Origin of the sequence: Providencia sp. PROV003 (assembly GCF_045040775.1) — a bacterium.
GTDB classification, from domain to species: Bacteria; Pseudomonadota; Gammaproteobacteria; order Enterobacterales; family Enterobacteriaceae; genus Providencia; species Providencia huashanensis.
This window is the reverse complement of the sequence record NZ_CP096369.1, coordinates 3,793,087-3,805,823: the sequence shown is the minus strand read 5'-3', so window position 1 is coordinate 3,805,823 and position 12,737 is coordinate 3,793,087. Positions and strand designations below refer to the sequence as shown.

Annotated in this window: 7 protein-coding genes; 5 read left to right on the top strand and 2 right to left on the bottom strand. The window is 40.3% G+C overall.

What is annotated here, in order from left to right:
- Positions 1-489: 489 nt before the first annotated feature.
- Positions 490-1,695: a nicotinate phosphoribosyltransferase gene (gene pncB, locus M1F14_RS17595; RefSeq protein WP_042846454.1), complete on the bottom strand. Its 1,206-nt coding sequence runs from the start codon at positions 1,693-1,695 to the stop codon at positions 490-492.
- Positions 1,696-2,247: 552 nt separating this feature from the next.
- Between pncB and pepN the strand changes: the two genes are divergently transcribed.
- The 3 genes from pepN (at position 2,248) to M1F14_RS17580 (ending at position 7,361) form a co-directional block, all read left to right on the top strand.
- Positions 2,248-4,866 carry an aminopeptidase N gene (gene pepN, locus M1F14_RS17590; RefSeq protein ID WP_181469176.1) on the top strand — a complete coding sequence of 873 codons (2,619 nt, stop codon included), beginning with the start codon at positions 2,248-2,250 and terminating at the stop codon, positions 4,864-4,866.
- A 658-nt stretch (positions 4,867-5,524) separates the two neighbouring features.
- Positions 5,525-6,535, top strand: coding sequence for a quinone-dependent dihydroorotate dehydrogenase (gene pyrD / locus M1F14_RS17585; protein WP_042846451.1), 1,011 nt, complete (start codon positions 5,525-5,527; stop codon positions 6,533-6,535).
- 280 nt (positions 6,536-6,815) lie between these two features.
- Entirely contained in the window at positions 6,816-7,361 is a 546-nt protein-coding gene (locus M1F14_RS17580) for a cell division protein ZapC (RefSeq protein ID WP_042846450.1), read from the top strand.
- 136 nt (positions 7,362-7,497) lie between these two features.
- Here the strand turns inward: M1F14_RS17580 and M1F14_RS17575 are convergent, their stop codons facing one another.
- The gene (locus M1F14_RS17575; protein WP_181469177.1) at positions 7,498-8,607 is read right to left on the bottom strand and encodes a YcbX family protein; all 1,110 of its coding nucleotides are present in this window, start codon (positions 8,605-8,607) and stop codon (positions 7,498-7,500) included.
- Positions 8,608-8,706: 99 nt separating this feature from the next.
- Here M1F14_RS17575 and rlmKL point away from each other — a divergent pair, with 99 nt between their 5' ends.
- The gene (gene rlmKL / locus M1F14_RS17570; RefSeq protein WP_048606607.1) at positions 8,707-10,815 is read left to right on the top strand and encodes a bifunctional 23S rRNA (guanine(2069)-N(7))-methyltransferase RlmK/23S rRNA (guanine(2445)-N(2))-methyltransferase RlmL; all 2,109 of its coding nucleotides are present in this window, start codon (positions 8,707-8,709) and stop codon (positions 10,813-10,815) included.
- Positions 10,816-10,827: 12 nt separating this feature from the next.
- Positions 10,828-12,735, top strand: a complete 1,908-nt coding sequence (locus M1F14_RS17565) for an ABC transporter ATP-binding protein (RefSeq protein WP_042846447.1) — start codon at positions 10,828-10,830, stop codon at positions 12,733-12,735.
- Positions 12,736-12,737: the final 2 nt, after the last annotated feature.

The window sequence follows — 12,737 nt, the reverse complement described above, 5'->3', positions numbered from 1 at the left end:
ATAATTCACTCTCTTCATATTAACAATATCTACTTTACTATCTCAATCCGTCATACTTCGAGCTGTAGATGCGTTGGCTTCACAAACTGACCCTAGTCACATACTTATGTATGCTCCTAGGGCTCCATTTGTTTGCCGTCTTTCTACAACTCGAATTATTTAGGATGCTATTCAAGCTGTATTAAATTCATTTTTTAATTGTATTGCGGTGTTGTTAGTTAAAGCGCAAAACAACCAGTGTATGATAAATAAAACAGTAAAGTAGGGGTATACTTACGAAATCCCATATTTCAGGGGCCAAAGCTCTATGTTACTTGCCATTTATTAGGAAACAAGTAAAAAATCACGATAAAATATTTCTGTTTAAGTGATGAGGATTTATCGAGCTTAAAGCTATAGTAATAGTAAGTGAATAAAAGAAAAAGGGGTTTTAAAGCCCCGATAAGAAAAATGCCAATTCTTATTCAGAGCTTTAAGGTTGTTACGTGATTAGCAGGCTTTAGGGAGGTCAAACGCTTTTCTCAGTTGGTTAACGAACTCATCATCTTCGCAAATCGTTTTACCTGGGCTATCAGATAACTTAGCAACCGGTTTACCGTTACATTCCACTAATTTAATCACGATATTCAGTGGCGTAACATGGGGAATATTACAGGTTAGGCGCGTACCAATACCAAATACAAGATTAACCCGCTTGTGGAAATAGCGGTATAACTCCAGTGCTTTTTGTAGATCTAGGCTGTCTGAAAACACCAAAGTTTTACTCATTGGGTCAATACCTAACTTCTCATAATGAGCGATTGCTTTTTCGCCCCATTCGATAGGGTCCCCTGAATCATGGCGTAACCCTTGATAGCGCTTGGCGAAATTAGCATCAAAATCACGTAGGAAAGCATCCATCGTGATGCAGTCCGTTAAGGCAACCCCGAGGTGATTAGGGTATTCATCTAACCAAATTTGCAAAGCCTCACGCTGGCTATTTGCTAACTCAGGGCTGATTTGCTGGTGCGCTTGGAACCATTCGTGGGCTTGGGTTCCTACTGGCGCAAGATCTAGCTCATGTGCGAGCTTGTAATTACTGGTGCCAACAAGGTAAGGGAATTCCTGTTTCAACATAGCAACAATGGCTGATTGGACACCGTATGAGAAGCGGCGCCGCGTCCCAAAGTCCATCAGCTTAAAGCCGGATAGGTCAAGTTGGTGCTCGTCAGCTTGTTGGTAAAAAACATCTAACAGTTTTTTCAGTTGTTGGACCGCATCATCAGTTGTGATGTTTGGGTGCCTATCTCGTTGCACGATTTCACTTACTAGGGCAAGAAGAGGAACTTCCCACATAATCACTTCGCGCCAAGGGCCACTAATGCGTATTGCCAGTTGCCCTTCGTCAGTCACACTAACAACCACTTGTTGTGGGTTAAAACGAAATGATTTTAGCCATGTAAGATAGTCTTCATGGAAAAAAGGTAAGCGGCGGAGAAAATTTAATTCATCATCAGTCAGTGATAGTTTTGCCATCTGCTGGATTTGTTGCCTGATTTCAGTAGCGTAGCTACCTAATATATCGCTACTACGGCAGCGAAACTCAGCGACAACCGGTACCTGATGATAACGGTGGAAAACGGCCTGCTGCATATGAAGCTTATAAGCGTCGGTATCAAGCAGTGATGTAATAATTGGTGTAGCGTCTAAGTTCATGGCACGCAGACATCCTCGCGGAGCTTATCTTTATGACTAAGGCTGTTTGTTTTTATAGGGATAACTCACAGAGTTTAAACTTGAAATTCACCCCATTAAAAAAACAAAATAAAACAGCACGTAGCAATTAGCTAAATCGTTAAAGTTGCAAAAGTATACCCACTTTACCAAAAGATAGAAGCGTTATTCTACCTGTCTGTTTTAAGAGGGCATTCGCAACCTCAATTCACGCATTCGCTTTTATGTAAAGTAGTTAAATCAGGTAAATACATTTCAGTCATACCGTATCTCGTCATTACATACAAAAGCATTAATCACGAAAAGATACTAACATGCTATAAAATATTTGATAGTGCTATAGCACCAACAAACAAACGATTGTGTAACAAAATTAGCTAGGGTGAGAAATAGAAAGGTAACATCAATATTAAAATGGATAACACATTATGATGAAAATGTTTCTCAAATCCATTCACATTATTGTGTCTTATAGTATTGTATAAAGTAACCAAGCAGTACGATATCGGATATAACAAATTAAAAAGGTTACATATGACCCAGTTAAGACAAGCGAAATACCGTCAAGATTATCAATCCCCCGATTATACCATTACAGCGATTGACCTCGATTTTAATCTTGACCCTGTAAAGACGGTTGTGACAGCAACTAGTCAGGTAAAACGCCTTAATGCGCAGTCATCAACGCTTGAGCTCAATGGTGAAAACTTATCGTTAATTAGTCTCGAAATAGAGGGTAAAGCATGGGAAAACTATCACGAAGTTGATGGTAAGTTAGTGATTGAAGCACTACCAGAATCTTTTACCTTGCGTATTGTGAATGAAATTAGCCCTGAAAAAAATACTGCATTAGAAGGTTTGTATGTTTCTGGTGATGCTTTATGTACCCAATGCGAAGCAGAAGGTTTCCGCCATATTACGTATTACCAAGACCGGCCCGATGTTTTGGCGCGCTATACCACAACAATTACCGCGGATAAGTCTCGCTACCCTTATTTACTTTCAAATGGTAACCGTATTGCAGAAGGTGAATTAGAAGGCGGGCGTCATTGGGTTAAATGGGAAGATCCCTTCCCAAAACCAAGTTATTTATTTGCCGTCGTTGCCGGTGATTTTGATGTTTTAAAAGATGTGTTTGTTACGCGCAGTGGCCGCGAAGTGGCGTTAGAACTGTTTGTTGATAAAGGCAATTTAGACCGCGCACCTTGGGCAATGCAGTCTCTGAAAAATGCAATGAAGTGGGATGAAGAGCGTTTTGGCTTAGAGTATGACCTTGATATCTATATGATTGTTGCTGTTGATTTCTTCAATATGGGTGCAATGGAAAATAAAGGTCTTAACGTTTTTAATTCTAAATATGTATTAGCTAAAAGCGAGACAGCAACAGATAAAGATTATCTCAATATCGAGTCAGTCATTGGGCATGAATATTTCCATAATTGGACAGGTAACCGAATTACTTGTCGTGATTGGTTCCAGTTAAGCTTAAAAGAAGGGTTAACGGTTTTCCGTGACCAAGAATTTAGTTCTGACTTAGGTTCCCGCTCTGTTAACCGCATTAACAATGTAAAAGTGATGCGATCAGCCCAATTCGCTGAAGATTCAAGCCCAATGGCGCACCCAATTCGCCCAGACAAAGTGATCGAAATGAATAATTTCTATACGTTGACTGTGTACGAAAAGGGCTCCGAAGTGATCCGTATGATCCATACCCTGTTGGGCGAAGAAATGTTCCAAGCCGGTATGCAACTTTATATTCATCGCCATGATGGTAGTGCAGCAACTTGTGATGATTTTGTACAAGCAATGGAAGATGCTTCAAATGTCGATTTATCACTATTTCGCCGTTGGTACAGCCAATCAGGTACACCAATACTTACGGTACGAGATGAATATTCAGCAGAAAAACAACAGTATACCCTGCATGTGAAGCAAATGACGCCGCCAACGGCTGACCAAACTGAAAAATTGCCATTACATATCCCTTTAGATATTGAGCTATATGCTGAAGATGGTAGCGTGATTGCGTTAAAACGTGATGGTAGTGCTGTTAACTCTGTTTTAAATATTACTCAAGAGTCACAAACATTTGTATTTGATGAAGTGGCAAGCCGTCCGGTTCCTTCATTATTACGGGAGTTTTCTGCTCCAGTAAAACTGGATTATAACTATACCGATGAGCAACTTGCATTCTTGATGCAATATGCCAATAACGAGTTTTCCCGTTGGGATGCTGCTCAGCAACTGATTAATAACTACGTAAAAATTAATGTCGCTAACTATCAGAAAGGGGAAGAGTTAGTTTTACCTGAATCTGTCGTTGATGCATTTAGAGCGGTGTTATTGAGTGAATCAATTGACCCTGCGTTAGCAGCGTTGATCTTGACATTACCATCAGAAAGCGAACTTGCTGAACTGTTTGCCATTATTGACCCTGTCGCCATTCACGAGGTGCTGAACTTTATCCACCATAAACTTGCGGTAGACATGCAGGATGAGTTATTGGCTGTTTACCATTCGGTCAATATCACGGGTTATCGCGTTGATCATCAGGACATTGCCAAACGTGCATTACGTAATATTTGCCTCCAATATTTGGCTGCGGGTGATGACATTGAACTAGCGAATAAGTTAGTGCAAGAACAATACCAATCTGCGGATAATATGACCGATTCTCTTGCTGCATTAACGGCAGCGAATGAATCTCAGTTACCGTGCAAAGCACAGCTAATGGCTGATTTTGATGAACGCTGGCATCATGATGGCTTGGTGATGGATAAGTGGTTTACATTACAAGGGGCAAACCCATCGAAAGATGTGCTATCGCATGTGCGTGAGCTGTTAAATCACCGTTCATTTAGCATGAGTAACCCAAATCGAGTAAGGTCGCTAGTAGGGGCATTTGCCGCGGGGAACCCAGTTAATTTCCATGCGGAAGATAGCAGCGGTTATCAGTTCCTATATGAGATCTTGGTTGATCTGAACACGCGTAATCCGCAGGTTGCATCAAGGTTGATCGAACCATTGATCCGTTTAAAACGTTATGACGAAAAGCGTCAGGCTCAAATGCGTAAAGTGCTTGAACAATTGAAAGCGCTAGATAACCTTTCTGGTGATTTATTTGAGAAAATCACCAAAGCATTAGAAAGCTAATTATTACGCCATTACACTATTTTTATATGATGGGCTAATGAACGCTACTCAGAGGCGATAGGAAAGTAAAAATAGGCTTTTGGTTTAGAACTAAAGGGGAAGATTAACCGTCTTCCCCTTTTTAATTTTTGATTTTGCTATGGTTTATCAGTTTAATAATGTGAACTGTAAAAACTAAGCGATGATATGGTTTTTAGCTCGGCAAGCTTTTAACTTAGATGGGCGTTTTCCCTTATTTTAGTCATAAGGGGCTCGGTAGACGTTGAGTGGTAACTCATAATTTTCAGTCGTGATGACATAGTTTCTTCCCCCTGCTGGTGTGTTACTATAAGCTTTCCATCCAACAAATAGTTAGATGAATAATTTAATTATAAATCAATACGATACAAGTATTTTTGATGGGAGTGGTTGTTTCCCCAGAGTTTGAGTGAATTAAAGAGCCCTTTATTATTTGTTGTTATTAGAGGCACAAAACAGAATATATTGATCTTTTCATAGTAAAGTTGCCCCTAAATAGGGTAGTCTATTGCGCGTTTTATCCGACGAAAAATAGTTCGCACAGTTAAAACTCAACAAGAACCCTTTGGTGGGGGTTTTAGCATGCGCGGTATGATGTCTATTTTATTGAAACGCACTAGCAGAAAATAGGTTATTGGATATGCTATATCATCTTGCCCGAAAGGCACTATTCCAGTTCGACCCCGAAAAAGCACATGAATTGACTTTTCGCCAGCTTCAACGTTTGAACCATTCCCCTTTTCAATGCCTTATTCGTCAATCTGTTGCTACCAAACCAGTTCAATGCATGGGGCTTTCTTTTAAAAACCCCCTTGGCCTCGCTGCTGGTCTCGATAAAGATGGTGAATGTATCGATGCGTTTGGCGCAATGGGGTTTGGGTTTATTGAAATAGGGACTGTGACTCCCCGTCCTCAATCTGGTAATGATAAGCCAAGGTTATTCCGGCTCGTTGAAGCTGAGGGTTTAATCAACCGAATGGGCTTTAATAATAAAGGTGTTGATAACCTCGTAGAGAATGTCAAAAAGGCTAATTACGGTGGAATTATTGGTATCAATATTGGTAAGAATAAAGATACACCGGTAGAACAAGGTAAAGATGATTATTTAATTTGCATGGATAAGGTATATGCCCATGCAGGCTATATTGCGATTAATATTTCCTCACCAAATACACCGGGCTTACGTACATTACAATACGGTGAGGCTCTCGATGATTTATTGAGTGGTATAAAAGCGAAGCAACTTGAGTTGCAATCATTACATCAAAAATATGTGCCAGTTGCGGTGAAAGTAGCGCCTGATTTATCTGAAGAAGAAATTATTCAAGTTACAGATAGCTTAGTGAGGCATAATATAGATGGGGTGATTGCTACAAATACAACGCTAGATCGCTCCCTCGTTCAGGGGTTAAACCATTGCAATGAAACGGGTGGGTTGAGTGGGCGGCCTGTACAATTAAAAAGTACGCAAGTTATTAAACTTATTTCACGTGAATTAAATGGTAAGTTACCAATAATTGGTGTGGGTGGAATTGATTCGCTTACAGCGGCGCGTGAAAAAATGGAAGCAGGTGCTTCATTAATTCAAATTTATTCTGGTTTTATTTACCATGGACCAAAATTAATTAAAGATATTGTCAATCATATCTAATAAATTGTAAATTTACTTAACAAGGGGGTTTCTTTATTCCCCCTTTTAAACTATATTGCTAATAGTGGCTATTTTTATATCAAATTGATATCAATTTTCAGTAAATTTGTTGTTTAGACAATGTAATATCCAGTTGCAATTAAACGACATGACTTAATCTATGAAAGCTTAATTTGTGAAAATTTAATCTATAAAAATTGCCGCAGAGTAAATTTAGGGAAGATCATTATGATGATCGTTCCTATTATATATTTACCGATAAATCGCTGAAGGATCGTTTATGAATATTAAACCTGATGATCATTGGCGTTGGTATTTTGATCATGACCATGACAGGGTGATGTTAGATCTCGCCAACGGCATGATATTTCGTTCATGTTTTCCCGCTAAAATGTTAACCGCATTTGCTCGTAGTGAAATGCCATTTAGCATTGAAGATGCAGGGGAATATTATTTATTTGATGAGCAAGCAAAGAGACTAAATATTACGCAAGAAGAAAGAGCGGAATTAGTCTTAAATAGCTTGGTTGCTTTTCGTTTTCTAAAACCACAGATGCCGAAAAGTTGGTATTTTTCTTCTTTTCATTATATTAATGCGCCTAAACAGGGGCAAATAATTCAGGTGTGTTTAGAAAATACCAGTCGTTATTTTTCATTTATTATTGCAGAAGCGGGCCCTTCAGCAAGCTTGTGTTTATTAGCTGAACCAGTTTTAGAATTACCCGATCGTACTTTAAGGTTTTGTGATCCAATTAAGATCATGAACGATCGTATGCTTGAGTATTCATCAAAGACGAAGCGGCAGTTATATGGCAACGTTATTTAGTTGATCGTCAGTGATCAAATAAAAAGAAAATGAATAAAAACTAAATGTCCGACTTAGATAACTAATGTAGTTATAGGTATTCTAACACCATCATAATATAAAATTGCTGATGGTGTTAATGAGCCATAATAAACGTTTAGTTAAGTGCTAATTTGAGCGAAGTTTTTGGAATACAGCTACAGGACAATATATAGCCGTTTTCTTTAATTGCACTTTGTTTTAGCGGTGTGACCTCACCAGAAATAAGCTTAATTTTACAGCGCCCACAAATACCCGCTCGGCAGGAATAGGGAATGGATAAACCGTGAGATTCCAGTTGTTCGAGGACCACATTTTGGTTATCACCTTGATATTCTGTTTCTTCAAAAATTAAACTGACATTGTCGACTGTTGAATTTAAGCTTGGGCTTTCAGCTTCTCTTTTTTGCGTTATATATTGTTTAGCTGGTTTGGTTTCTAATACTGTTAGCGTATCACCAACACGAATAATCCCCGTATTTTTAGCCATAACATTTTGACCAAAATCCACGTCACCATTTTCATCAGTACGGAAGGTTTGCAACGTGGCCAATGGTTCACTATTAGGGTGTTTTATCCCTTTCTCAGGGCTGACAGTGGTTAAAATACAACGACTGCATGGTTTATCTAGAGTAAAGATAACATCACCGATTTGAATGGTTTTCCAAGTATCTTCTTCAAAAGGTTTAGCGCCAGTAATAATTAGGTTGCCACGAAATTGTTCTAGCTTAATACTGGCAGGGCAACGGCCTTGGAGTTCTTGAACGGATGCTTCATTAATGAGTAGAAAAGGGTAACCATCAGCAAAAGATACGGGAACATCTTGATGATTTTTCACTCTTCTAGACAATTGAGTGCTGAGCCAACGTAGTTGTACTGGCTCATCAAAAAAGGTACTTAACCAGCTATTTACCTGCTGGGGAGCAATCAGTGCATGAAAATGATTTCCCCAAACCTCAGTAGGGCTCTGTTTATCATCAAAGTCCTGATACAATACCGTTGCACTTTCGCCATTAGGTGCTTGTAGGTGTAACCCATTGTTAAGCATAACGGGTGTAAACAGTAACATTTGCGGGTATTTTCTTGCCGTAATAAATTTACCTTCCAGCGTGGTTACCATAAAATTACGATCAAAAGTCAAACCGCTAGTATCTGCGAAGGCATGTGATAAACGTACCCCTCGCATAGATTTAACTGGGTGTGTATAAAGGCGCGAAAGCGTAATCATTTTTTAATCCTTATAATTGTTGCGCAGCAACTTTATGACAACTGCATAAGATTAGCTATAATGCGCAACAATTTTTCATCAAAATCGGTAATAAATACTATGAATTCTCTGTTTGCCAGCACAGCTCGTGGCCTAGAAGAACTACTGAAAACGGAATTGGAAGCGCTTGGCGCTAGCCAGTGCAAAATTGCGCAAGGGGGTGTCTACTTTCAGGCCGATGAACGAGGCATGTACCAAAGCCTGCTGTGGAGTCGTTTGGCATCGCGTATTTTATTGCCACTGAATGATTTTGATGTCTACAGTGACTTAGACTTATACCTTGGTGTGCAAGCTATCGATTGGACTGAGATTTTCTCAGTTAATGACACTTTTGTCGTGCATTTTACAGGCACCAACGAAGAGATCCGCAATAGCCAATATGGTGCATTAAAGGTGAAAGATGCAATTGTTGATAGCTTCGTACGCAAATTAGACCAACGGCCGGATGTTGCTCGCCAGCAGGCAGATATTCGTATTAATGTTTATTTGAATAAAGAAAGAGCCAGTGTTGCTCTTGATTTAAGCGGCGATTCTTTGCATATCCGTGGTTATCGTGACCTTGCTGGGCAAGCACCGCTGAAAGAGACCCTTGCAGCAGCTATTATTAATCGCTCAGGGTGGCAGCAAGGGACTCCATTAGTTGACCCAATGTGCGGTTCAGGAACCTTGTTAATTGAAGCCGCAATGATGGCAACAGACAAAGCTCCGGGTTTACACCGTACCCATTGGGGTTTTTATGCATGGTCGAAATTTAACGCTGAATTATGGCGCGAGTTAACGACGGAAGCACAAGTGCGTTTTCGTCAAGGCTTGAAAGAAACGACATCACGTTTTTATGGTTTTGATATCGATAAGCGTGTACTAGAAATGGCGCGTGCCAACGCGCGCCGTGCAGGGCTACAAGACTTAATCACCTTTAAACAAGGTGATGCCGCTGCATTGGAAAACCCAGTTAACACCGATACGGTAGGGGCAATTATCAGTAACCCGCCTTATGGTGAGCGTTTAGAAAGTGAGCCTGCCTTAATTGCACTGCATAGCCAGTTAGGGCGTATTGTGAAGGCCCGTTTCCCAGGTTGGCGTTTATCGATTTTTAGTGCTTCTCCTGAGTTACTTAGCTGCTTGCAATTGCGTTCAGAACGTGAATTTAAAGCCAAAAATGGCCCTTTAGACTGTGTGCAAAAGAACTATCAATTAGCTGCTACGCCATCAGAAACCGTGGCTGAAATTTCACCTGATTTCGCTAACCGCTTACGTAAAAATTTGAAAAAGTTAAGTAAGTGGGCAAAACAGCAAGGTATTGATAGTTACCGTATTTATGATGCGGATTTACCCGAGTACAACGTAGCGGTTGATATTTATGGTAGCAAAGTGGTGATTCAAGAATACGCACCACCAAAAACTGTGGATGAACGTAAGGCTCGCCAGCGGTTATTTGACGTGATCACGGCCACAATGAATGTGCTTGAGCTTACCTCTAATCAGTTAGTATTGAAAACGCGTCAACGCCAAAAAGGCAAGCAGCAATATGAAAAATTAGCCCAAAAAGATGATTTCTTTTTAGTGCAAGAATACAACGCAAAAATGTTGGTTAACTTAACTGATTATCTTGATACTGGGTTATTCCTTGACCATCGTATTGCCCGTAAAATGTTAGGGCAAATGAGTAAAGACGCGGATTTCCTAAACTTATTCTGTTACACCGGTTCTGCAACTGTACACGCAGGTTTAGGTGGGGCAAAAAGTACGACTTCCGTTGATATGTCGAGGACTTACCTTGAGTGGGCAGAGAAAAACCTGCAAGCAAACGGGTTAACGGGTCGCCAACATCGCTTAATCCAAGCTGATTGTTTGAGTTGGTTAGCCAATAGTACTGAGCAATTTGATTTGATCTTTATCGATCCCCCTACATTTTCAAATTCAAAACGCATGGATGGTACATTTGATGTACAACGCGACCATGTGCAATTAATTACACATTTAAAACGGTTACTGCGTCGTGGTGGAACTGTGATGTTCTCTAATAACAAACGCGGTTTCAAAATGGATATTGAAGCGATGCAAGAATTAGGGTTACAAGCGCAGGAAATTACTGCTAAAACACTTTCAGAAGATTTTGCTCGTAACCGTCAAATACATAACTGCTGGTTAATTCGCCACGCAGAGTAAAGGATAGAATCAATGGCTTTAATTAATTTATCGGGTGCATACCTTGCTTTTAGTGATGCTCCGTTACTTGATAATACTGAAATTCACATTGAAGATAACGAACGCGTTTGTCTGGTTGGGCGCAATGGCGCGGGTAAATCAACACTTATGCGAGTGTTAACCAAAGAACAGCCACTGGATGATGGGCAACTTATTTATGAGCAGGACTTAATTGTTGCTCGTTTACAACAAGACCCACCACGTAATATCGAAGGGACTATTTTTGATTTTGTTGCTGAAGGCGTTGCTGAACAAGCTCAATACCTGAAAGATTATCATCATGTCGCTAAATTGGTTGAACATGACCCTAGTGAGAAAAATTTAAATAAATTATCTGAATTACAAGAAGTGTTAGATAACCGTAATTTATGGTTATTAGACTCTCGTATCAGTGATGTGCTGAAAAAACTCGGTTTACCTGCGGATGCAGAACTATCCTCATTATCGGGTGGTTGGCTACGTAAAGCGGCTTTAGGTCGTGCTTTAGTGAGCAACCCGCGGGTCTTGTTTTTAGATGAGCCGACTAACCATTTAGATATTGAAACGATCCTCTGGTTGGAAACTTTCTTAAAGGATTTCCAAGGTAGTATTGTTTTCATTTCGCACGACCGTTCTTTTATCCGCAATATGGCAACCCGTATTATCGATTTAGATCGTGGACAATTAGCGTCTTGGCCGGGCAATTATGATGATTACTTGGTCAGTAAAGAAGAAGCTTTGCGTGTTGAAGAGATGCAAAATGCAGAGTTTGACCGCAAATTAGCGCAAGAAGAGACGTGGATCCGCCAAGGGATCAAAGCAAGACGTACGCGTAACGAAGGGCGGGTTCGTGCCTTGAAAGCGTTACGTGTTGAACGCTCACAGCGCCGTGAGGTTATGGGCACGGCGAAAATGCAAGTCGGTGAAGCTTCTCGCTCTGGGAAAATTGTTTTTGAAATGGAAAATGTTAACTATCAAGTTGACAATAAAGTCCTGGTCAAAGACTTTTCTGCTCAAGTTATGCGTGGTGATAAAATCGCATTAGTAGGGCCAAATGGTTGTGGTAAAACCACGTTATTGCGCTTAATGCTTGGCGATTTACAGGCAAATAGTGGGCGTGTGCACTGTGGAACCAAATTGGAAGTGGCGTATTTTGACCAGCACCGTGCTGCATTAGACCCTGATAAAACGGTCATGGATAACTTGGCAGAAGGCAAGCAAGAAGTGATGGTTAACGGTAAGCCACGCCACGTATTAGGGTATTTACAGGACTTTATGTTCCCTCCTAAACGTGCAATGACACCGGTTAGAGCTCTTTCAGGTGGGGAACGTAACCGCTTGTTATTAGCTCGCTTATTCTTAAAACCAAGTAATTTATTAATTCTCGATGAACCAACAAATGACTTGGATGTAGAAACGCTTGAGTTACTTGAAGAACTTGTTGATGGCTATCAAGGTACAGTCTTGCTCGTCAGCCATGACCGAGAGTTCGTTGATAACAGTGTAACTGAGTGCTGGATTTTTGAAGGTAACGGTGTCATCAACCGGTATGTGGGTGGGTATTTTGATGCTCAGAAACAAAGAGCACAAACCGTGAGTTTAAAAGTTGAACAAACGAGTAAAGTAGCTGCCCAAGATAAGGTGGCTAAACCAAAAGAAGCTGTAAAGCGTGCAAATAAATTAAGCTATAATTTATTGCGTGAGCTGGAACAGTTACCTGCGAAACTTGAGCAACTTGAAGCTGAAATTGAGGCTTTACAAGCTACGATTGGTGATGCTGATTTCTTTAATCAGCCTCATGAAGTCACTGAAAAAGCGTTGACTAATTTAGCGGCTAAAGAGTCTGAATTAGAACAGGCCTTTGACCGTTGGCAAGAGCTTGAATTACTTAAAAACGGCTAAGT